We start from the raw sequence: 20,937 nt of genomic DNA on the forward strand, positions 1-20,937 counted from the left end.
TCTTCGAGAGCCGCGTTGTAGAGCGCCCGATGATCGTCCAGCATCGCTGCCAGTGAGATTTCCTGATGCCGGGTCGGGCGGAGCACGAACTTGAACGACCTACGCACGAGTCGACCTCCTGGGCCTCGTCAGGGTCGAGCCGCCCGGCGAAATCGCCGAGCCGCGAGGTATCCACGGATCTGACTTGGTCGATCAACACCCGGGTGTCCCGGTCAGCTCGATCTCGGGCCGGAAGATCGCGCGGCCTGCCCGGGTGGAGGTCGGAGCGACGAGCAGGGTGGACAACCTCGCGAAAGCGTCAGACTGCACGATGACTGCGAACCGCTCGCCTTGCTGCTCGTGTCCCACGGCGTCACGGGGAGCGCGCAGCCGGTAGACGTCACCACGCATTCGCGTCGCCGAACTCGCCGCGGATCGCCTCGATCTCCGCGAGGTCATCGGGATCATCGGCCAACCGGCTGGCGTCGGCTCGCGCCTGCTCCATCCACTGGAGCTGACCTGCCAGCCGGATCGCCTCCCTCACCACATCCGTGGTCGATCTCCCGCTGGCGGTCAACCGTGTGAGGATCTGCTCGGTTTTCGGAGCATGCTCATATTGTCACTGTAGAACGGGCCGCTCCGCAGGTCTTCGACCGATTCGGGTAGCCGGGTGAACACGAAGGGCGATCAGGGACGGTGGGCGCTGGGGACCAATGTGTTCGCGGGCTCGGGGAGGGGGCGGAGGCTGGGCAGGCGGATCAGGATGAGCAGCGTGACCAGGCCCGTGATCAGGGGTGGCACCACGAAGGCCAGCGTCGGGCCGAAGCGGTCGACGAGCTGGCCCGCGACCGACGCTCCCGTCGCGAGCCCGAGGCCGATCGCGCCCGTCAGCCAGGTGAACGCCTCGGTCCGCACCTCGGCGGGCGTCAGCCGTTCGATGATGGTGTAGCCGGTGATGATGACCGGCGCGATCACCAGCCCGGCCAGGCCCGCCGCCCCGAACAGCAGGGGGACGGTGCCGGCGAGCATCAGCGCGCTGGTCGCCGCGGCGAGCAGGCCGAGTCCCCAGACCAGGCGGGTGGGGGCGGGGACGCGCCAGCGGATCGCGCCGTACAGCAGGCCGCCGACGACGCTGGCGCCGGAGAAGGTGGCGTAGATGGGACCGGCGACGGCGGGGACGCCCATCTGGGCGGTGAAGGAGGTGATGCCCACCTGCATGCTGCCGAAGACCGACCCCATCGCCAGGAAGCCGAGCGCGAGCACCGCGACGCCGCGCAGCCTGAGGACGCCCCTGGTCGAGCGCACCTTCACCGGCATCGGCTCGGGCGCGCCGATCCTGGTGACGGCGAAGACGACCGTGCCGGCGAGGATGAGCGCGAGCGAGACCAGCAGCGCCACGACGGGCGAGAAGCCGGTGGAGAGCAGCACGAGGAGCACGGGCGCGAGCGTGAACGTCAGCTCGTCGGTGATCGACTCGACGGCGAAGGCGGTGCCGAGCCTGCCCGAGCCGCCGAGCAGGTGCGACCAGCGGGCCCGCACCATGGCGCCGACCTGCGGCACGGAGGCGCCCGCGAGCGCGGCGGTGACCGCGAGCAGCGGCACGGAGGCGTGCGAGGCAGCCAGCGCGAGGAGCGCGCCGAGGGCGAGGGCGTGCACCGTGACCTGGGGGAGCAGGACGCGCGGCTGACCGTACCTGTCGGCGAGGCGGCCCGTCTGGGGCCCGACGACGGCCTGCGAGATCGCGGCGGCGGCCGAAGCCACACCTGCCGCGCCGTATGAGCCGGTGGACCACTGCACCAGCAGCAGGATGCCGATCTGCAGCATCGCGTACGGCAGGCGCGCCACGAGCGCGGGCACGAGGAACCGCCATGCCCCAGGCGTGGCGAGCACGCTCAGGTAGGAACTCAAGGATGGTCTCCGTCCAGGTCATGACGGAGAACCCCCTGCGAGGCACACCGCCGTGGTGGGCTTCGACCGGGGTAGATACCGCTCGGAGCGGCCGCCGTGCGGTCTGCCAAAGAACAACGCGACAAAACGCCATTCTATGTCACATCATCGGTACATGGTCGTCGAAGAGCGCCCCGGCGGCAGCCCGGGCTCGCGGCTGGTGCCGTGGCTGGCGCGCCTGTTCGTCTATCCGCTGCTGGCCTGGACGCCGTTCGGCCTGATGCGGTTCGCCGCGGTCATCGACCTGATGGCCGTCGTGCTCAGGCCGCCACGCGGCACCAGGACCGCGAGGGTGCGGGGGCTCGGCTGCGCGGCGGAGTGGGTCAGGGCGAAGGACGTGGACCACCGCGCCCGCCGCGTGATCCTCTACTTCCACGGCGGCGGCTTCGTGCTGTGCGGGCTGCGCACGCATCGGCGGCTGATCGCCAGGCTCTCCAGGGCTGCGGGCGTGCCCGTGCTGTCGGTGGCCTACCGCAAGCCGCCGGGTGTGCCGTTCACCGACACGGTCGAGGACTGCGTGGCCGCCTATCGCTGGCTGCTGGCCAGGGGCTACGCGGCGGGCGACATCGTGGTCGCCGGCGACTCGGCCGGTGGGTACCTCAGCTTCCTCACGCCGCTGCGCGCCGTCGCCGAGGGGCTGCCGCGTCCCGGCGGGATCGTGGCGCTGTCGCCGTTCATCGACCTGGATCACGCCGCCAGGCCGGGCAAGGACCCCTACCTGCCGGTGTCGCGGCTGCCCGCGCTCGGCAGCCTGCTGTGGCCCGGCATCCTGCCGACCGACCCGCTCTGGGGTCCCGCGCACGCCGACCTGTCGGTGCTGCCGCCCGTCCTCATCCAGGCGGGGTCCAGGGAGGTGCTGCGCGCCGACGCCGAGCTGATGGCCGCCGCGCTGGAGCGGGCAGGCGTGCCGTGCCGCCTGCAGATCTGGCACGGCCAGGTGCACGCCTTCCAGGTCTTCGCCGACCTGGCCAGGGAGGGCATGGCCGCGATCGGTGAGGCGGGCGCCTTCGTCAGAACGGTCTAGGGCCGCGCAGCCACTGCGGCTCCTTCAGGCAGCGCCGCACCTTCGTGGGATCCAGCGCGCCGAGCCGCTCCCTCATCAGCCTGGCCACGCCCTCGATGGCCACGATCCCGGTGCCGTGGCTGGGCTGCTGATCCGTCTGTACGGCCAGCAGCAGGTCCCTGCCGGGCCCGTGCACGCGGCCGTAGCTGGTCACCGCCCAGGTGTTGTGGATGAAGGGCCTGGGCGTCCAGCCGTTCTTGAGCGCCACCTTGTCGCCGGGTCCGGCCGCGGCGCTGATCCCCCACGCCTGGTCGCGCTGCACCTGCTCCATGAGCCGCAGCACCTTCGTCCTGTCGCTCTCCTTCAGCCCCGGCCCGCCGCGCACGAGCGCCTCCATGAGCTTCACGCGGTCGGCCGGGCTGGTCTTCGTGCCGCCCCAGTACTTGCTCGGCCCCGGCGTCGTCTCGCGCAGCCCGAGGCGCCGGTAGAGCCCGGCCACGCCCTCACCGCCGCCGACCCGCCACCACAGCGCGTCGGCGGCGTTGTTGTCGCTCTCCTTGATCATCAGCTCGGCCAGGTCATTCTCTTCCGCGGACAGGCGGTGCCGGCGGGCCAGCAGCGTGGTGAGGATGTCGACCTTGGCGCCGCTCGCGGTGATCATGTCGTGCTCGTGCTCGCCGTACCCGAACCTGACGCCCGTGAGCAGGTCGTGGGCCATGAACACGACCCGGCCCGGGTATCGCGCCAGCAGGCGCCTGACGTCGCTCCTCAGCGTGGCGCGGGCGGTGTCCGCGGCCTTGTCGTCCTTGTAGGTCTCCAGGCACTGGCCGGGCTGGGCCAGTTTCATCGGCTGCAGCCGTACGACGGGCACCGGCGTCACGGCGCAGCCCGCGGCCAGCAGCAACACCGGCAGCGCCGAACGCATCTTCCACCCCCGCATCGCGCACGGGGGAATGTCCGACTCTTTCCCGCTAGATCATGGTGTGACACCCGCTCGGAGATGTTCGCCCATGAACTCCGCGGTCGCCTCGACCGCCTGGGTGACGTACGGCTCGGCGTCGTAGAGGTCGACGTGCCGCTTGGCGTCCAGCCACACGAGCCGCTTGGGCTGCCCCATCCGCTTGTAGGCCTCCTCGGCGCCCTCGGGCGAGCAGAACCTGTCGACGACGCCGTGCACGATCAGGCCGGGACGCGGTGACAGGAAGTCGGCGCCCATCATGTTGTCCATGGTGACCAGCTCGCGGATGCTGGCCACGGTCACCCTGTTCCTCCAGTGCGGCGAGGCGGTGCCGCCGTAGTAGGCGTAGGGCTCCTCCCCCGGCATGGCGGCGTCGCCGTCCTCGGCCACGGCGGGCACGTACTCGACCTGGCCGCCCTGGTCCTGCCGCTCGAGCACCTGGGTGAGCCCGGGCAGGACCGACTCGAAGTGCCTGCCGTAGGGGTTGTTGTAGGCGCCGGCGATGCCGGCGAACGCCTTGACCCTGGGGTCGAAGGCGGCGAACCTGAGCGCGTAGCCGCCGCCGAGGCAGATGCCGACCGCGCCGATCCGCTCGGGATCGACCTCCTGCCTGCTCCTCAGCAGCGACACGGCGGCCCTGAGGTCGCCGAGCTTGCCCTGCCAGTCCTCGTGCTGCCGAGGCTCGCCGCCCGACTCACCCCAGTTGCGATGGTCGAAGGCCAGCGTGACGTAGCCGTGGGCGGTGAGCCGCTGCGCGTACAGGCCCGTCACCTGGTCGCGGACCCCGGTGAAGGGGCCGGTGAACACGAGGGCGGGGTGCGGCCCCTCGCCCTCGGGGATGCGCACGTCGCCGACGAGGGTGATCCCGTCGACCTCGAACTCGACTCTCATGCGTTCAGTCTCGCCCGATCGAGGACCGGACGGGACCTGGACCGCCCTGACCCGGAGAACCCCGGCCGCGATGGGACCGCGGCCGGGGTTCTACGAGGTTGTCCGAGGACCGTCAGGTCGTCAGGAGTCGAAGCCGAGGCCCATCCTGTCGAGGGTCCGCAGCCACAGGTTGCGGCGCCCCTGGTGCAGGTCCGCCTGGGCGATGGACCACCGGGTGAACTGGATCACCCCCGACCGCACGGGCTCGGGAGGGAAAGGGACCGGCTTCTCGCGCACCATCGCCAGCTCGGTCCGCTCGGTGCGCTCCCCCGACAGCAGGTCGAGCATCACGTTCGCGCCGAACCTGGTCGCGCCGACGCCCATGCCGGTGTAACCGACCGCGTAGGCGAGACGGCCGCCGTGCGCCTGGCCGTAGAAGGCGCTGAAGCGGCTGCAGGTGTCGATGACGCCGCCCCACCTGTGGGTGAAGCGCAGCCCCGACAGCTGGGGGAAGGTGTCGTAGAAGTGTCCTGCCAGCTTGACGAAGGTCTCGTCGCGCTGCTCGTACTCCGGCTTGAGCTGGCCGCCGTTGTAGTAGACGGCGTCGTAGCCGCCCCACAGGATGCGGTTGTCGTCGGTGAGCCGATAGTAGTGGAACTGGTTGGCCGAGTCGCCGACGCCCTGCCTGTTGCGCCATCCGACGGAGGCGAGCTGAGCCTCCGACATCGGCTCGGTCATCAGGGCGTAGTCGTAGACCGGCACGAGGAAGTGCTTGAGCCGCTTCAGCAGGGGAGGGAAGACTCCCGTGCCGAGTGCGACCTTGCCGGCCTTCGCGGTGCCGTACGGCGTGCGCAGATCGATCGTGACGCCGTTGTCGGCGAGCGACCTGACGGGGCTGCGCTCGTAGATGCGAACGCCCACCTTGATGCAGGCCTCCCGCAGGCCCCACGCCAGCCTGGCGGGGTCGACCATCGCGCAGCCGCTGCGCTCCCACAGACCTCCCAGATAGGTGGGCGAGTTGACCTCGGCCCTGACCTGCTGCTGGTCCAGCGGGACGTAGTCGAGCCCGAGGTCCTCGATGAGGTCGAGGTGCTCGGACAGGTCGTCGAGCTGCCATGGTTCCGTGGCGACATGCAGCTCACCGGTGCGTTCGAACGAGCAGTCGACGCCGTAGCGGGCGAGCGTCTGCTCGATCTCGTCGAGGTTCTCGACACCCATGCGCTCGAGGCGGTCGATGTCCTGCGGCCACCTGTCGAGGCCGTTGGGCAGCCCGTGCGTCAGCGTCGCCATGCAGAACCCGCCGTTGCGGCCGCTGGCCGCCCAGCCGATCCTGCGCCCCTCCAGCAGGACGACGTCCTGCGCGGGGTCCCTTTCCTTGGCCATCAGGGCGGTCCAGAGCCCGGAGAAGCCGCCGCCGACCACGACGAGGTCGGCCTTCGTGTTGCCGATGAGCCGCTTCAGCGACTCGGGCCTGGCCGGGGTGTCCAGCCAGTACGGCTTGCGCTCCGCATCAGCAAGAGCCTTCAGCGGATCCACAAATCTCACATCCCTACGTGAGTGTTACTACTGCAATGAATTGATTGCCCGATCAGTCAGTTGATCGCGCGCGGGTTCCCCCCGCCTGAATCCGATCTCGCCTCCCTGTTCCTTGCCAAGGTCCTGGCCGGCAGAACAAGCGGGGGGAGGTTCCCCCACCCGTCTGAGGCGCATTATGCCGAAATCCCCCGCCTCGGCGGGGGGTCACGGTCGCTTTCTAGGCGCGACGGCGCGCGGTCACCGAGTTGACGACGGCGATCACGACGCCCACCGCGAAGATGAGCGTTCCCAGGATATTCACCTGGGGCGGGACACCGATGCGGGTGGCCCCCCAGATCCACAGCGGGAACGTCTGCATGGCGCCGCTGGTGAACTGGGTGATGACGAAGTCGTCGATGGACAGCGCGAAGGCGAGCAGCGCGCCCGAGACCACGCCGGGCAGGATCATCGGGAACGTGACCCGCCAGAACGTGATCCACGGCGAGGCGCCCAGGTCCCTGGCGGCCTCCTCGATGGACGGGTCCAGCCCGACCACGCGGGCCCTGACGGTGATCGCCACGAACGACACCGAGAACAGCACGTGCGCGATGAGCGCGGTGGTGAACCCCATGTCGATGCCGTTGCTGACGAACAGCGACAGCAGCGCGGCGCCCATGACCAGCTCGGGCGAGGAGATCGCGGCGAACATGACCAGGTTCGTCGCGCCCTGCCCCTTGAACCTGTAGCGGCCCAGCGCTAGGCCCATCAGCGTGCCGAGCACAGTGGTGATCAGGACCGACAGGACCGCGAGCTGGAGTGAGTTGATCATCGCCTGGGTCAGGTCGGGATACTCGTCGAGCCGTCCCCACCACTTGAACGTGAAGCCCTGCCAGGAGACGTTCGACTTGCTCTGCGTGTCGTTGAAGCCGAAGGCGATCATGACGGCGATCGGCAGGAACAGCCAGGCGATGATCACCCAGACGTAGATGAACAGCAGCCGGTCGGCCAGTGCGCGTGATCTCATCGGGCCGCCGCCTCCAGCACGTTCTCGGTGCCCAGCGCCTTGGCGTAGGCGAAGATGCCTACGAGCATGGCCGCCATCAGCGTGAACGACAGGGCCGAGGCCGTGGGGTAGTTGTTGTTGACCAGGTACTGCGTCTGGATGATGTTGCCGATCATCGTGTTGGCCGGGCCGCCGAGGATGCCCGCGTTCACGTAGTCGGCCGTCATCGGGACGAAGGTCATCAGCACGCCCGCGAACACGCCGGGCAGCGACAGCGGCAGCACGATCTTGCGGAACGCGGCCGTCCTGGTGGCGTAGAGGTCCTGCGCCGCCTCCACAACCCGGGGGTCCACCCGCTCCAGTGCCACATAGATCGGCAGGATCATGAACGGCAGGTAGTTGTAGACCAGCCCGCCGACGACCGCGACCGTCGTCTGCAGCACGTGGAAGTCCGCGGGCAGCACGCCCATGGCCCTCAGCGGCTGCAGCAGGATGCCCTCGTCGGCCAGCAGGAACTTCCACGACACCGTCCGCAGCACGAACGAGACGAAGAACGGCAGCAGGACCAGCAGCAGGTAGGTGGACTTGCGCGTCCCACCCTTGAAGGCGATCCAGTAGGCGATGGGATAGGCCAGGGCGATCGAGATCACCGTGCCCGCCAGGCCGTAGCCGATCGAGCGCAGGAACTGCGTCTTGTACTGCACCAGGCTGTCGGTGTAGGTGGCGAAGTGGAAGGTCTGGGCGAACCCGTCGACCACGTTACCCTCCTGGGTGGACACCGATGCCATGAAGATCATCGGCACCACCAGGAAGATCGCCAGCCACAGCCCGCCCGGCAGGATCAGCAGGTAGGGCGTCAGGCGCTTCATCGCGCTAGCCCTGGGTGATGGGCTGGAAGATGCTCTCGAAGAGCTGGTCCGTCTTGCTGTCCAGCAGCAGGTAGGAGCGCATCTTGGCCAGATCCGACTCCGTCGGGTAGATCAGCGGGCTCGTGGCGATCTGGTCGAGACTCTTCTTCTCCTCGCCCGTGGCCTTGGCGGCGTCGGCGAGCACGATGTCCTTCGTGGCGGGCACCGGAGTGATGTAGTTGATGTACTCCACGAGCATCGCGGCGATCTTGGGCTGGTAGACGTAGTCCATCAGCGTCAGCGCGTCGACCGGGTTCTGCGCGGTCTTCGGGATGCACATGTTGTCGGTCCAGATCGTGGCGCCCTCCTGCGGCACCACGAACTTCAGGTTCTTGCCCTCGGCGACCTGCTGGAACACGTCGCCCGACCAGGCCATCGTGATCCAGATGTCACCGCGCACGAGCGCGTCGATGTAGTCGTTCTCGTAGTACTTGCGCACGAGACCCTGGTCGCGCTGCTCCTGGAGCTTGGCCGCGGCCTTGCGCCAGTCGGCCTCCGTCGACTTGTCCGGGTCGATGCCGAGGGCGAACATCCCGAAGTTGGCGATCTCCTGGGAGTCGAGCATCATGCCGACCTTGCCCTTGTACTTCGGGTTCCAGAGGTCGTTCATGCTCGTGACCTCGTCGACGTACTCGGGGTTGTATGCGATGCCCGTGACGCCCACCGTCCACGGGATCGTGTAGGTGTTGTTGGGGTCCCAGCGCGGGTTCTTCACCTTCGACGCCGCGTTGGCGGCGAAGTTGGGAAGCTTGGAATGGTCAAGCGGAGCCAGGTAGCCGAGGTTGATGGCCTTGGCGAGCTGGTTGCCGTTGGTCATGACCATCAGGTCGAAGCCGATGTCGGTGTTGGCGGCCAGCTGGGGCTGGATCTTACCGAACCACGTGCCGTTGTCCTGGATGGCCTCGTTGTAGGTGACCTTGATGCCCTTGTCCTTCTCGAACATTTGCAGGGACGGGTAGTTCTTGCCGTCCTTGTCGATGTAGAGAGGCCAGTTGGCGAAGCGCAGCACGCCGTTCTGCTTCTTGCCGGCCCAGAAGTCGGCGATGGCGTCCTTTTTCGGTGTTGCGGCGGTCTTCTTCCCCTCCACGCCGCAGGCCGTGAGGGCCAGGGCGGCGGCCGACATTCCGGCCAGCTTGAGCGCGTCGCGGCGACTGGTCGTCATGCCACGGAGGAAGGCGGGGTTCGTGCGAACGTCCATGAGACGGTTATCAACTTCCAATCGCGTATGAGTGCTGCGGCTTCCACGAGAGCCAGACGGCGTCGCCACGTTCGGCGGTGGTCGTCGCGTCGTGCGCGTTCTGCTGGAAGACGGTCACCTCTGCGCCGTCGGCCAGCTGCACGGCATAGCTGTTGTAGGTGCCCAGGTAGACGACCTCGGAGACGGTGCCTTGAACGGCACTGACGCTGCCTTCCGGCTCGTCGACGTCGATCGTGATCTTCTCGGGGCGGACGGTCACCGTAACCTCGCCGTCCTGCCCTCCCGGGACCAGCACGCGCCCTCCCGCGACCTTCAGCACGCCCCCGGTGAGGGCGCCGGTCAACAGGTTGGATGTGCCGATGAAGCCCGCGACGAATGCGGTGGCGGGCTGCTCGTAGATCGCGCGTGGCGTCGCGAGCTGCTCGACCAGGCCGTCGTGCATGACGGCGATGCGGTCGCTCATGGTGAGCGCCTCACCCTGGTCGTGGGTCACGTAGACGAACGTGATGCCCACCTCGCGTTGGATGCGCTTCAGCTCGATCTGCATGGCCTGGCGCAGCTTCAGGTCGAGCGCGCCGAGCGGCTCGTCGAGCAGCAGCGCTCTCGGGTTGTTGACCAGTGCCCTGGCCAGCGCAACACGCTGCTGCTGACCGCCGGACATCTCGCGCGGCCTGCGCTTCTCGCGACCGGTCAGGTCGACGATGTCCAGGATCTCCCCGACGCGGCGCTTGATCTCCGCGTCCGGGGTCTTCTTCTGCTTGAGTCCGAAGGCCACGTTGTCCCACACGCTCATGTGCGGGAACAGGGCGTAGGACTGGAACACCATGTTCACGTCGCGCTTGTTCGGCGGAACGTTGGTGACGTCCTGTCCGTGGAGCTTGACCGTGCCGCGCGTCGGCTCCTCGAAGCCGGCGATCATCCGCATGGTGGTGGTCTTGCCGCATCCCGAGGGACCGAGGAGGGAGAAGAACTCCCCCTCCTCGATCGAGAGCGAGACGCCCTTCACCGCCTGGACGACCTCGCCATGCGAGACGTACTCCTTGATCACGTCATCAAGGTCGATAGCGCTGGTCATACCAGGATTTATCCCACTCTTGTGTCGTTGCTATTCGCCGATGTAGTGCATGACGTGCTTTACCCGGGTGTAGTCATGCAGGCCGAAGACCGACAGGTCCTTGCCGTATCCCGAGTGCTTGAAGCCGCCGTGCGGCATCTCGGAGACGAACGGGATGTGGGTGTTGACCCACACCACGCCGAAGTCGAGCTTGTTGGACATCCGCATGGCGCGGCCGTGGTCGGACGTCCACACCGAGCCGGACAGGCCGTACTGCACGCCGTTGGCCTTGGCCAGGGCGTCGGCCTCGTCGCTGAAGGTCTGGACGGTGATCACGGGTCCGAAGACCTCGTTCTGGACCATCTCGTCGTCCTGCTGGAGGCCGTCGACGATGGTGGGGGCGAAGAAGTAGCCCTTGTCGCCGACCCTGTGGCCGCCGGTGAGGACCTTGGCGTGCGCGGGGAGCCGCTCGAAGAACCCGGAGACCTTGGCCAGCTGGTTCTCGTTGTTGAGCGGGCCGTACAGGGCCTCCTCGTTGGACAGGTCGCCGGTGACGGTCCCCGCGGCGGCCTCGCTGAGCGCGGCGACGAACTCGTCGTGCACGCTCTCGTGGACCAGCACGCGGCAGGCCGCGGTGCAGTCCTGGCCCGCGTTGTAGAGACCGGCGGTGGCGATCGACTCGGCGGCCGCCTTGAGGTCCTTGACGTCGTCGAACACCACGACGGGAGCCTTGCCGCCCAGTTCGAGGTGCACGCGCTTGAGGTCCTCGGCCGCGGTCTTGGCGACGGCCATGCCCGCGCCGACCGAGCCGGTGATGGCGACCATCGCGGCCGTCGGGTGGCCGACGACCAGCGCGCCGGTCTCGCGGTCGCCCGTGACGACGTTGAAGACGCCAGGGGGCAGCACGCTGCCGAGGATCTCGGCCAGCTTGAGCGTGGAGACGGGTGTGGTGTCGGACGGCTTGAGCACGATGGTGTTGCCCGCGGCGAGCGCGGGGGCGATCTTCCAGACCGCCATCATCATCGGGTAGTTCCAGGGCGTGACCTGGCCGACGACGCCGATCGGCTCGTGCTTGATGACGCTGGTGTGCTCGGCGAGGAACTCGCCGGCCGTGGGACCCTCGAGCGTGCGCGCGGCCCCCGCGAAGAAGCGGAAGTGGTCGGCGGCGATCGGAGTCTCGTCCTCGGCCATGCGGGCCCGGGGCTTGCCGGTGTTGAGGCACTCGGCCTCGTTGATCTCGTCGGCCCGCGCGTCGATCGCGTCAGCGACCTTCAGCAGCAGTCCGGCGCGCTCGCCCGGCGTTTTCTGCCCCCACGATTCGAACGCGGCGGCCGCGGCGGCGTAAGCCGCGTCGACATCCTCCTGACCGGAGACGGGCGCCTGAACGTACGCCTCTCCGGTGCAAGGGTCGATGATGTCGGAGAATCGGCCGCTCTTGGCGTCCACGAACTCACCGTTGATGAAGTTCTGCAGACGGGTGGTCAACGTTGACCTCCTGGTGAGGTGGCTGAGTTGTCGCGACTCTGACAGAGCGTCAGCATCAGGACAAGGGATTTCGTCGCGAAGATATCAAATTGCTACGAATTCGCTTGACTCTGAGCCCAGAACTGACAACATGTCGCACCAGGACCGCGCGAGGGCTGTGCGCGGCACAGGAGGGATTGCCACACAATGACGACCCCGCCCAAGGTACGCAGAGACGCCGACGGCCGACCGGCCCAGGTCGTGCTCGACGACCTCTCCAAACGCATCATCGAGGAGTTGCAAGAGGACGGGCGCAAGCCGTACGCGGCGATCGGCAAGGCGGTCGGGCTGTCGGAAGCCGCTGTTCGCCAGCGGGTTCAGCGGCTCCAGACCGACGGGGTCATGCAGATCGTCGCCGTCACCGACCCGCTCACGCTGGGCTTCCCCCGCCAGGCGATGATCGGCATCAACTGCGAGGGCGACCTCGACAGGATCGCCGACGAGCTCGCCTCGATCGAGGAGATCGACTATGTGGTGCTGACCGCGGGCTCCTTCGACGTCATCGTCGAGGTGGTCTGCGAGGGCGACCGCCATCTACTGGAGATTCTCGGCAAAATCCGCGCGATTCCCGCAGTCCGCGCCACGGAGTCGTTCGTGTACCTGAAACTGCGCAAGCAGACCTATTCCTGGGGCACCCGGTAAAACTTCCCCCTTATTACGGCAAGCAAGGTCATCCCGCCCTGTGCTGTTTCACCACGGGTCACGACAGCGCGGACCCCGAAGGACGCCGACAGGCCCGGCTGTGAGTCTCGGCGCGGAACATGTCGGCTATCGCGGCGGGCGGAACCACGGCCGCCCAGCCGGTCCGTCCAGGGTGACGAACCGGCCGGCCTTCGGGCTCATCTCACCTGGATCGTGGCGATCTCCCAGGCGCGCAGCGGCAGGCGGGCGGCGTCGACCGGGTCGCCGGGACGGCCGCGCAGGTCGGCGCGGCGGGCCTCGGTGAAGTCGCCCTCGATCCTCGCCATCGTGTCCGAGCCGGTCATGGCGACCACCCGCAACTCCTTCCAGCCGTCGCGGCGGCGCAGGGACGTCATGACGACGCCCTCGCCCTTCACCGTGAGGCCCGTGGCAGGGTCGGGAAGGGGCAGGTCCCTGTCGCCGGTGCCGGGCACGGCCAGGACGTCGTGCCTGAACACCTCGGCCGCCTCGGGCACCGCCGCCCACGTCCCCGTGTACGGCATCAGCGCCAGCCTGACCGAGCGCGGCCCCCTCGACTGGGCGGCCGGGGTCGGGAGCTGGGGTCCTGCGGGCTCGGGCCTGAGAGCGTTGCGGTTGCGGGACAGGTAGCCGACCGAGCGCAGCAGCGTGAGCGCCAGCTCGTCCTCCACGAGCTCGTACTCGGTGACGTGCTCCAGCAGCGCGGCCACCCCGCCCGCGGCCACCCACGAGGAGGCGGGGAAGGTCGGCAGGGGGGTCTCGCCGCAGCCGCCCTCGGCCGTCAGGCCGCGCTCGACCACGGCGAACTGCCCTTCGGCGAAGGAGGTGCCCGCCGACTGGGCCAGCGGCACGTGCAGCCGGACCCGGTGGTCGGCGCAGCGGTTGTCGAACTCCACGTGCAGCCGCACGTACGGCTCGCCCACGCGCAGCTCGACCCGCGTGGTGACGACTACGCGCTCGACGTCCTCGGTGCGGGAGGCGGCGGGGAGCGGGTCGGCGGGCCCGTCTGCCTCGGTCAGGTCGGTGCCCTTGGGCCAGGCGTAGACGCGCAGGACGTCTAGGGCGGCGACCAGCGGCCCCGAGCAGACCAGGCCCACCTCGACCGACTCGGGCTCGGAGACCAGGCGGTCGGTGGCCGGCGGGGCGTGGTTGTAGGTGTCGCCCACGTCGCCGCCGTCGACGACGCGGCCCGCTCCTGTGACGGTCACGCCGCCGGGTCCGGTGAGGGTGAGCGTGCCGTCGCCGGCGACCTCCACCCGCAGCAGGCCGTTGTCGAGCACCTGCCCTTCTGCCCGCACCCCGCTTGCCTGCCGCGCCTGCCCGTGTCCGGTGGGCGAGGTCCTCGAGGAGGACGGGGGCCGGGGGCGGAGGCTCGTGTGGCCCAGGGCGGGCGTCTCCACCAGGGCGGCGACGGTCCTGCGGGCCTCGGCGACGATGCGGACGCGGGTGACCTCGCCCTCCGCCTCCGCCAGCGCCGCCGACACCTCCGCCACGTCGAACTCCGCCGCCGACTCGCGCGCGACCCTGAAGATCAGCACCCCGTCGGCGATCGACCAGCCGGTGATCTGCTGGCCGTACAGCTCGGTGCCGTGGACGAACGAGAACGCCAGCTTCGGGTCCATCTCCTCGTCGAGCAGCAGCGTCGGCGCGTACTCGAGTGTCTGGGCGGGCACGGTCCTGCCCGCGGCGTCGACCAGCGGGTCGATGCCCGCCACGTCCATCAGCACCACGCCGGTGCGGGGGAAGGGTGAGGGGTTGACGACCAGGACCCCGCCGGAGGGGACGGCGGCGGCCAGGCGCGAGGTCACCATGTCGCGGACGGCCTGCCCCAGGTGCTCGGCCTCGGCGATGCGGGCCGCGACCTGCTGGGCGGTCTCGTCGACGCCGCAGCCGGTGACCGAGTCGTGTCCGCTGGCGTCGACCAGCCGCCACCACGCCATGTCGAGGAAGCGCTCGGGCCACGACCCGCCCCAGAGCGCGGCCAGCGGCTCGGCGTAGCGCTCGACCATCCGCTCGGCCCTGCCCATCGCCTGCTTGACGTGGGCGCGCACCGAGATGACGCCGGGCAGGATGTTGGCGCGGGCGTGCGAGCGCAGCTCGCCCCTGACGCGCGGCAGCCCTTCGACCTCCGATGAGCCGAGGTAGCCCGACAGGGTGCCCATGCGGGCGCCCAGCGACGCCACCATCTGCGGCAGCCCGCGCACCGGGGCCGAGTGGTCGGTGCCGTACATCGCCAGCAGCGGTTTCGCGTCCCCCTGCCACTCCCGCATGGTCGCGACGAACTCCTCGGCGCGGGCGACCAGCTGTCCCGGCGCCTCGAACAGGTGGGCCCCGTTCCCGTAGCCGCCCGCGGGCAGGTACTGGGTCCGCACCGCCGTGCCGTCGGGGGCGACCCACGCGAAGGCGTCCGTGACCACGGAGGAGGGCACGCCCCGGTAGACGCACGCCTGTGTCAGCCCCGCCAGGCTGAGGATCTGCGGCATCTGAGCGGTGTGGCCGAACATGTCGGGCAGGTAGCCGACCGGCATGGCGCCGCCGAGCTTGTCCGCCCTGTCCATGCCCAGTTCGAGGTTGCGGACGATGGTCTCACCCGAGCACAGGAACTCGTCCAGCAGGATCTGCCACGGCCCGATCGCCAGGCGTCCCGCCTCGACCAGCGCGGCGATCCTGTCGCGGTTCTCCGGGCGCACCTCGAGGTAGTCGTCCACGCAGGCGAGCTGCCCGTCGAGGGTGAAATGGTAGTCGGGCTCGCGCTCCATCGTGTCGAGCACCTCGTCCATGAGCGCGACCAGGCGCAGCCTGAAGCGCTGGAAGGGCTCGTACCACTCCCTGTCCCAGTGCGTGTGCGGGACGACGACGATCTCCTGGGTCACGCGCACAGCGCCATCACCTCGTTCTCGTGGGATTCCAACCTGAACGGTCCCTCGCCCGCGGGCACCAGGACCCGGTCGCCGCGGATCACCTGGCGCGCCCCCGAGCGGCGCACCAGGACCAGCCCGTCGGCGTCGAGGGCCAGCAGCTCGTCGCCGAGCCTGAGCAGCAGCGGCCCTTCGGGCCCCGCCGAGACCGCGGTACGGCCCGCCCGCACGCCGTCGAGAACCGCGCCGGGCTCCTCGGCCAGCACCCAGGTGGTGGGCGCGCCCGGCAGCCCGTCGGAGCCGTGCCGGTGGAAGTCGCTGCCGCCGATGACGACGACGTCGTCGCGCCAGGCCTGCGCCCACGCGAGCGGCGCGCCCCAGCGCCGGTCCCACCAGCCCGAGTGCCACACCTCCGCCACCCGCGGCCGCTCCGACAGCGGCTGCAGCCACGCGCAGTCGCCGCCCAGGGGATGGTTGATCGACATCAGCCCGCGCTCGCCCCACGTGTCGGCGGGCTGCCTGAAGTCGACCCATCCGACGTCGCCGAACACGTTGGCGTGACCTCTGTCGGTGGTCACCTCCTGCCCGGGGATCAGCGTGATGTCCTGGACCTTCCCCAGGTGGGGGTGATGGCTGACGGTGTTGTGGTCGGTGACGGCGAGGAAGTCGAGCCCCCTGCCGGTGGCCAGCGCCGCCAGCTCCCCGATGGTCAGCGCGCCGTCGCTGTGCACGGTGTGGGCGTGGAAGTCGCCCGCATACCACCGCAGGCCCTCGACGTCGGGGATGTCGCGACGCGGCGGCCTGACGGCGGCAGGCGGCTCCTCCTCGGCGGGTCGCAGGGGTGCCCGCCGGTGGATCGTCACCTCCAGCGTGAACTCCAGCCCCTCCGGCGGCACCCTGTGCAGCCGCAGCCACACCTGCCACGCGCCGGGCTCCGGCTCGCCAGGCAGGTAACCCGGCGTCGCCCAGTCACGCGTGATCGTGTACTCGTCGCGCGCGCCACCCGACCAGCCGCGGAAGCCGTACGGCGAGGCGGCGCCCAGGTCGAGCACGCCCTTCGACCTGTCGTAGCCCAGCCTGACGGTCACGCCCTCAGCGCCCGCGGGCACCTCGAAGGGCACTTCCCTCAGGATCCGCTCCAACCGGTCGTCCAGGCTCCAACGGCCGTGGATCAGGGTCATACCACGTTCCCATCGCGATAGATCAGCGCCCGGTCGCCCCTGGGCACCGCGAATCCTTCCGCACCCAGCGCGGGTTCGCTGCCTTCCGGCACGACAACCTGGACGATCACGCCGCCGACTTCGAGCGTCACCAGGTGGGCGGCGCCCAGGTTCTCCACGATCGCCACCTTCCCGCCGAAGGCGCCCTCGACGGGCTCGACCGAGTAGGTCATGTACTCGGGGCGCACGCCGTACACGATCTGCTCGCCGTCGGACAGCCGCCCCTCGGCCGAGCCGGGCACGGGCAGCTTGCAGCCGGCCACCTCCAGCCGCTCGCCCCTGACGACCCCGTCGAGCAGGTTCATCGGGGTCGAGCCGATGAAGCCGGCGACGAAGGTGTTGGCGGGGCGCTGGAACACCTCGGCGGGGGTGCCGATCTGCCTGATGAGCCCGTTCTCCATGACCGCCATCCGGTCGGCCATGGCCAGCGCCTCTGCCTGGTCGTGGGTGACGAAGACGGTGGTGACGCCGAGCTCGCGCTGGAGCTTCTTCAGGAACGTGCGGGCTTCGAGCCTGAGCCTGGCGTCCAGGTTGGACAGCGGCTCGTCGAACAGGAACGCCTGCGCCTGGGTGGCCATCACGCGGGCCAGGGCGACGCGCTGCTGCTGGCCGCCCGAGAGCTGCCCAGGACGGCGGTCCATGAGATGGGCCAGGCCGAGCCGTTCGCCGACCTCGCGTGCCTTGTCGGCGCGGGCGGCCTTGCCGACCTTTTTGATGCGCAGGGGGTAGGCGATGTTGTCGGTGACGTCCATGTGCGGGAAGAGCGCGTAGTCCTGGAAGACCATCGCCACGTCGCGCGCGCCGGGCTGGACGCCCGTGACGTCGCGCTCGCCGATGACGATCGAGCCGTCGGTGGCGGTCTCCAGACCCGCGATCGTGCGCAGGAGCGTCGTCTTGCCGCAGCCCGACGGGCCGAGCAGGGCGAAGAACTCGCCGTCGGGAATCACCAGATCGAGTGAGTCGAGCGCCTTCACGCCGCCTGGATAGACCTTGGTCAGGCCTCTGAGTTCGATCGCGGCCATCAGCGCTTGATCCCTCCGTGGAAGCGGAAGCCGTACTTCTTGCTGACGAACAGGTACATGAGCACCACCGGGACGGAGTAGAGCAGGCCGAAGGTGGACAGCAGCGGCAGGTTGGCCTGGCCGCCCTCGGTGTAGAGGGTGAACATGATCACCGCTCCCGGCTGCTTCTCGACGTCGCTCAGCAGCAGGTAGGGCATCAGGAAGTTGCCCCAGACGTTGGCGATGGCCCAGACCCCGATCGTGGCCAGTCCAGGCCGGACCAGCGGGACGACCACATGGCCGACGATCTGCAGCGGCGAGGCGCCGAAGACCCGTGCCGACTCCTCGTAGGACTTGGGGGTGGAGTCCATGAAGTCCTTGAGCATGAAGATCGCCGCGGGCAGCAGTCCGCCGGTGAGGATGAGGATGAGGCCGAGCTGGGAGTCGATGAGGTTCAGCTCGACGGCCAGCTGGAACAGCGGCACCATCGCGGCCGTGCCCGTGATGATCGAGGAGAGCAGCAGCAGCGCGTAGAGCAGCGCGTCGCGTCCTGGCAGCCGCACGCGGCTGAGCGCGTAGGCGGCCAGCGCGGCCAGCAGCACGACCAGGAGGGCCGTGCCCACGGCCAGCACCAGCGAGTTGTAGAGCGAGCCGAGCGCGTAGGGGTGCTCGAGGATCGCCTGGAAGTTCGCCAGCGTGAAGTCGGGCAGCGAGACCTCGTAGGTGGGGTCCGAGGTGAACGGCGCGGCGGCCAGCCACAGCAGCGGCACGGTGAAGAAGGCCATCAGCACGGCGATCAGCGCGTAGAAGCCGATCCTGCCGAGGACGAAGCGGGTCATGACTTCCTCCTGAGCAGCCGTAGGTAGAAGATCGCCACCACCAGGTTGATCAGCAGGATGATCGTGGACACGGCGGCGCCGAAGCCGAGTTCGCCGCCCTTCAACGCCACGTTGTAGACGTGGACGGCCAGCACCTCCGACTTGTGGTCGGGCCCTCCGGCGGTGAGCAGGAAGGGGGTGAAGTCGTTGAACGTCCAGAGGCTGATCAGCAGCAGGTTGGTCAGGATGTGGCCCCTGATGTGCGGGAAGACCACGTCGCGCAGTTGCTGCAAGCCCGAGGCGCCGGCCAGGCGGGCGCTCTCCAGGTGCGAGGGCGGCACGTTCCCGAGCGCCGCGCCGTACAGCATCATCGAGAAGGCGGTGCCGCGCCAGGTGTTGAAGACGATGATCGACAGCATCGGGTGGTCGAGCAGCCACGCGAAGCCTGGCAGGCCGAGCAGGGCGTTGAGCGTGCCGCCGTCGCGGTCGAGCAGCGCGATCCACAGGAAGGAGACGACCGCGCCCGGCAGGATCCACGCGAGGATGACCAGCCCCTCGACCACGCGCTTGAGCGGGCCGCGCCGGTCGCGCAGGAGCCAGGCGATGGTGAAGCCGAGCACGACCTGGCCGATGACCGCCGAACCGAGCACGAACTGCACGGTCAGCCAGGCGGAGTTCCAGAAGCCGTCGTCGGAGATGGCCTTGACGAAGTTGTCGAGGCCGACGAACTGCGGCTCCGCGGCGGCCAGGCCGGTCAGCCGATAGTTCGTCAGCCCCAGGTAGATCACCCACAGCGCGGGGAACACCAGGAACACCGCGATGAGGGCCATCGCGGGTGCGATGAACGCGGCGGCTCTGGGCGTGCCCAGACCCGCCGCGTCCGCGCTGTAGCGGGCCTTCTTGTCAGGAAGCGACGTTGCCTGCGCCACCGACGAGTCCTTCGAGCTTCGACTGGTACGCCGTGGCCACCTGGTCGGGCGCCGTACCGCTGACCACCTGGGCGGTGGCCTCCTGCAGCGCGGCCGAGACCTGCGGGTAGACCGCGAGCGGCGGACGGTAGGCCGTCAGCGGGAGCACCTTCTCGGAGATGAACATCAGGAGGGGGTCTCCCGTGAGGATCTCCTTGTTGACGTCCGTACGCGGGGTGATGCGCACGTTCGCCTTGGTCTCCTCCTTCAGCGCCTCGGGCGAGAGGGTGAAGGCGGCCAGTTCGAAGGCCTCCTTCGGGTGGGCGCTGTTGGGGTTGACCGTGCGCAGCGCGCCGCCCGACATGCTGACGAAGTCCTGGCCGCGGATGCCCTTGCCCGCCTCCATCGCCGGGATCATCGCGAAGCCGACGACCTGGTCACGGTCGGCCATCTTGGCCACGCCGTCCTTGGGGTTGACGACGCCGCGCCAGAAGTAGTCGCCCTCCATCAGGATGCCGATGTCGCCCGCCGCGAAGTCGGCGAAGGACTTGTCCCTGCCCTTGGCCTCCTGCTGGAGCTTGGGGTCGCCGAGGCCGCTGCCGCCGTAGATCTTCTGGTAGAGGCCGAGGGCGTCCTTGAGCGGCTGGGAGGCGCCGGACCACTTGCCGTCCTTGTAGATCTCGCCGCCCGCGCCCGCCAGCAGCGGGAGCACGCCCTGCATCGAGGTGGCCTCGCCCATGGCCGTGCCCGCGTTGATCTGGATCGGCGTGCGGATGCCCGCCGCCTTCAGCTTGGTCCCCGCGTCGAGGACCTCCTGCCAGCTCTTGGGCTGCCAGTCGGCGGGCAGCCCCGCCTTCTGGAAGAGCGTCTTGTTGAAGTAGAGGACGCGGCCGTCGGTGCCGATCGGCAGCGCGTACTTCTTGCCGTTGTAGGTGGTCAGCCCCTGCACGGCCTCGGGGATCTGCGACCAGCCTTCCCAGCTGTCGGTCTCGGCGCCCGCGACCTCCGACAGCGGCTTGATGTATCCGGCCTCGGCGAACTCCCCCGCCCAGATGCCGTCGATGTCGATGACATCGGCGCCCTTCTTGGACTTCAGGTCGAGGGCCAGCTTGGTCTTGTACTGCTCGTCGTCGACGCCGCTGGGCACGAACTTGACCTTGACGTTCTTGCCCTTGGCCTTCTGCGCCGCCTCGAACTTGGGAATGACCCAGTTGGCGATGTGGTCGGCGGCGGCGGCGTTCTTGCCGCCCGCGATGGCGTTCTGGGTGATCGTCAGCTCGATGGCGTCAGAGCCGGAGGACGACTGGCCGCACGCGGTGAGCGCCATCCCGGTCACGGTGAGCACCGCGACAGCGCCAATGGATCTTTTCACGCAACCCTCCGAGAGTGTCCGAAAAGCCTGGGCCAATATGTCATGACAACTGCACGACGTAAAGACCTGGCAACATTCGCGCAACCTCCCGGTTTTGGGACATCCCATTACCGGGCTCGTGTTGCGGGCCGGACACTCAGG

19 protein-coding genes and 1 pseudogene are annotated in these 20,937 nt (G+C 69.1%); 2 read left to right on the forward strand and 18 right to left on the reverse strand.

Features of this window, described 5'->3' with window-relative positions; all coding sequences use genetic code 11:
• The 4 genes and pseudogenes from AB0B45_RS37050 to AB0B45_RS37065 all read right to left on the reverse strand — a co-directional run.
• A partial coding sequence (locus AB0B45_RS37050; protein ID WP_358140914.1) for a helix-turn-helix domain-containing protein occupies positions 1-107 on the reverse strand: 107 nt, incomplete at its 3' end.
• A gap of 56 nt (positions 108-163) precedes the next feature.
• A pseudogene (locus tag AB0B45_RS37055) lies at positions 164-447 on the reverse strand (type II toxin-antitoxin system PemK/MazF family toxin); the annotation flags it as partial.
• On the reverse strand, positions 380-523 hold the full coding sequence (locus AB0B45_RS37060; protein WP_358140554.1) for a hypothetical protein: 144 nt from the start codon (positions 521-523) through the stop codon (positions 380-382). The pseudogene AB0B45_RS37055 and the gene AB0B45_RS37060, both read right to left, overlap by 68 nt.
• Positions 524-666: 143 nt before the next feature.
• Positions 667-1,887 carry an MFS transporter gene (locus tag AB0B45_RS37065; protein WP_358140557.1) on the reverse strand — a complete coding sequence of 407 codons (1,221 nt, stop codon included), beginning with the start codon at positions 1,885-1,887 and terminating at the stop codon, positions 667-669.
• A 154-nt stretch (positions 1,888-2,041) separates the two neighbouring features.
• Here AB0B45_RS37065 and AB0B45_RS37070 point away from each other — a divergent pair, with 154 nt between their 5' ends.
• Positions 2,042-2,950 carry an alpha/beta hydrolase gene (locus AB0B45_RS37070; protein WP_358140560.1) on the forward strand — a complete coding sequence of 303 codons (909 nt, stop codon included), beginning with the start codon at positions 2,042-2,044 and terminating at the stop codon, positions 2,948-2,950.
• On the opposite strand, the gene AB0B45_RS37075 is transcribed toward AB0B45_RS37070, so the two are convergent.
• The 8 genes from AB0B45_RS37075 to AB0B45_RS37110 all read right to left on the reverse strand — a co-directional run bounded on the left by AB0B45_RS37075 (position 2,937) and on the right by AB0B45_RS37110 (position 11,920).
• On the reverse strand, positions 2,937-3,854 hold the full coding sequence (locus tag AB0B45_RS37075) for a serine hydrolase (RefSeq protein ID WP_358140563.1): 918 nt from the start codon (positions 3,852-3,854) through the stop codon (positions 2,937-2,939). The genes AB0B45_RS37070 and AB0B45_RS37075 overlap by 14 nt on opposite strands.
• 51 nt (positions 3,855-3,905) lie before the next feature.
• Positions 3,906-4,778: an alpha/beta hydrolase gene (locus AB0B45_RS37080; RefSeq protein ID WP_358140566.1), complete on the reverse strand. Its 873-nt coding sequence runs from the start codon at positions 4,776-4,778 to the stop codon at positions 3,906-3,908.
• A 120-nt stretch (positions 4,779-4,898) separates the two neighbouring features.
• The gene (locus AB0B45_RS37085) at positions 4,899-6,293 is read right to left on the reverse strand and encodes an FAD-dependent oxidoreductase (protein ID WP_358140917.1); all 1,395 of its coding nucleotides are present in this window, start codon (positions 6,291-6,293) and stop codon (positions 4,899-4,901) included.
• Positions 6,294-6,510: 217 nt separating this feature from the next.
• The gene (locus AB0B45_RS37090; RefSeq protein WP_358140568.1) at positions 6,511-7,296 is read right to left on the reverse strand and encodes an ABC transporter permease; all 786 of its coding nucleotides are present in this window, start codon (positions 7,294-7,296) and stop codon (positions 6,511-6,513) included.
• Positions 7,293-8,144, reverse strand: coding sequence for an ABC transporter permease (locus AB0B45_RS37095; RefSeq protein ID WP_358140571.1), 852 nt, complete (start codon positions 8,142-8,144; stop codon positions 7,293-7,295). Before AB0B45_RS37095 ends, AB0B45_RS37090 begins: the two co-directional genes overlap by 4 nt.
• A 4-nt stretch (positions 8,145-8,148) precedes the next feature.
• The gene (locus tag AB0B45_RS37100) at positions 8,149-9,381 is read right to left on the reverse strand and encodes an extracellular solute-binding protein (protein ID WP_358140574.1); all 1,233 of its coding nucleotides are present in this window, start codon (positions 9,379-9,381) and stop codon (positions 8,149-8,151) included.
• 10 nt (positions 9,382-9,391) lie between these two features.
• Entirely contained in the window at positions 9,392-10,456 is a 1,065-nt protein-coding gene (locus AB0B45_RS37105; RefSeq protein WP_358140577.1) for an ABC transporter ATP-binding protein, read from the reverse strand.
• A gap of 30 nt (positions 10,457-10,486) precedes the next feature.
• Positions 10,487-11,920, reverse strand: a complete 1,434-nt coding sequence (locus AB0B45_RS37110) for a gamma-aminobutyraldehyde dehydrogenase (RefSeq protein WP_358140580.1) — start codon at positions 11,918-11,920, stop codon at positions 10,487-10,489.
• Between the two features lie 186 nt (positions 11,921-12,106).
• Between AB0B45_RS37110 and AB0B45_RS37115 the strand changes: the two genes are divergently transcribed.
• The gene (locus AB0B45_RS37115) at positions 12,107-12,601 is read left to right on the forward strand and encodes an Lrp/AsnC family transcriptional regulator (protein WP_358140583.1); all 495 of its coding nucleotides are present in this window, start codon (positions 12,107-12,109) and stop codon (positions 12,599-12,601) included.
• A gap of 197 nt (positions 12,602-12,798) precedes the next feature.
• Here the strand turns inward: AB0B45_RS37115 and AB0B45_RS37120 are convergent, their stop codons facing one another.
• From AB0B45_RS37120 to AB0B45_RS37145, 6 genes are read right to left on the reverse strand one after another with little or no spacing between them, the layout of a single operon-like run.
• Positions 12,799-15,498, reverse strand: coding sequence for an alpha-mannosidase (locus AB0B45_RS37120; RefSeq protein ID WP_358140586.1), 2,700 nt, complete (start codon positions 15,496-15,498; stop codon positions 12,799-12,801).
• Positions 15,489-16,658, reverse strand: a complete 1,170-nt coding sequence (locus tag AB0B45_RS37125; RefSeq protein WP_358140589.1) for a CehA/McbA family metallohydrolase — start codon at positions 16,656-16,658, stop codon at positions 15,489-15,491. Before AB0B45_RS37125 ends, AB0B45_RS37120 begins: the two co-directional genes overlap by 10 nt.
• Complete coding sequence (locus tag AB0B45_RS37130; protein WP_358140591.1) at positions 16,655-17,719, reverse strand: ABC transporter ATP-binding protein; 1,065 nt, start codon at positions 17,717-17,719, stop codon at positions 16,655-16,657. Before AB0B45_RS37130 ends, AB0B45_RS37125 begins: the two co-directional genes overlap by 4 nt.
• Entirely contained in the window at positions 17,719-18,537 is an 819-nt protein-coding gene (locus tag AB0B45_RS37135) for a carbohydrate ABC transporter permease (RefSeq protein WP_358140594.1), read from the reverse strand. The genes AB0B45_RS37130 and AB0B45_RS37135 overlap by 1 nt, the downstream gene beginning before the upstream one ends.
• Positions 18,534-19,445, reverse strand: coding sequence for a sugar ABC transporter permease (locus AB0B45_RS37140; protein WP_358140597.1), 912 nt, complete (start codon positions 19,443-19,445; stop codon positions 18,534-18,536). The genes AB0B45_RS37135 and AB0B45_RS37140 overlap by 4 nt, the downstream gene beginning before the upstream one ends.
• On the reverse strand, positions 19,420-20,796 hold the full coding sequence (locus AB0B45_RS37145) for an extracellular solute-binding protein (RefSeq protein ID WP_358140600.1): 1,377 nt from the start codon (positions 20,794-20,796) through the stop codon (positions 19,420-19,422). Before AB0B45_RS37145 ends, AB0B45_RS37140 begins: the two co-directional genes overlap by 26 nt.
• Positions 20,797-20,937: the final 141 nt, after the last annotated feature.

Source organism: Nonomuraea sp. NPDC049152 (assembly GCF_040648355.1).
GTDB lineage: Bacteria > Actinomycetota > Actinomycetes > Streptosporangiales > Streptosporangiaceae > Nonomuraea.

Bases quoted from the DNA above. Each gene is read 5' to 3' on its own strand.
- AB0B45_RS37130 (WP_358140591.1), bottom strand. From the start codon at position 17,719: ATGGCCGCGATCGAACTCAGAGGCCTGACCAAGGTCTATCCAGGCGGC.
- AB0B45_RS37115 (WP_358140583.1), top strand. From the start codon at position 12,107: ATGACGACCCCGCCCAAGGTACGCAGAGACGCCGACGGCCGACCGGCC.
- AB0B45_RS37125 (WP_358140589.1), bottom strand. From the start codon at position 16,658: ATGACCCTGATCCACGGCCGTTGGAGCCTGGACGACCGGTTGGAGCGG.
- AB0B45_RS37100 (WP_358140574.1), bottom strand. From the start codon at position 9,381: ATGGACGTTCGCACGAACCCCGCCTTCCTCCGTGGCATGACGACCAGT.
- AB0B45_RS37080 (WP_358140566.1), bottom strand. From the start codon at position 4,778: ATGAGAGTCGAGTTCGAGGTCGACGGGATCACCCTCGTCGGCGACGTG.
- AB0B45_RS37095 (WP_358140571.1), bottom strand. From the start codon at position 8,144: ATGAAGCGCCTGACGCCCTACCTGCTGATCCTGCCGGGCGGGCTGTGG.
- AB0B45_RS37105 (WP_358140577.1), bottom strand. From the start codon at position 10,456: ATGACCAGCGCTATCGACCTTGATGACGTGATCAAGGAGTACGTCTCG.
- AB0B45_RS37070 (WP_358140560.1), top strand. From the start codon at position 2,042: ATGGTCGTCGAAGAGCGCCCCGGCGGCAGCCCGGGCTCGCGGCTGGTG.
- AB0B45_RS37090 (WP_358140568.1), bottom strand. From the start codon at position 7,296: ATGAGATCACGCGCACTGGCCGACCGGCTGCTGTTCATCTACGTCTGG.
- AB0B45_RS37075 (WP_358140563.1), bottom strand. From the start codon at position 3,854: ATGCGTTCGGCGCTGCCGGTGTTGCTGCTGGCCGCGGGCTGCGCCGTG.
- AB0B45_RS37135 (WP_358140594.1), bottom strand. From the start codon at position 18,537: ATGACCCGCTTCGTCCTCGGCAGGATCGGCTTCTACGCGCTGATCGCC.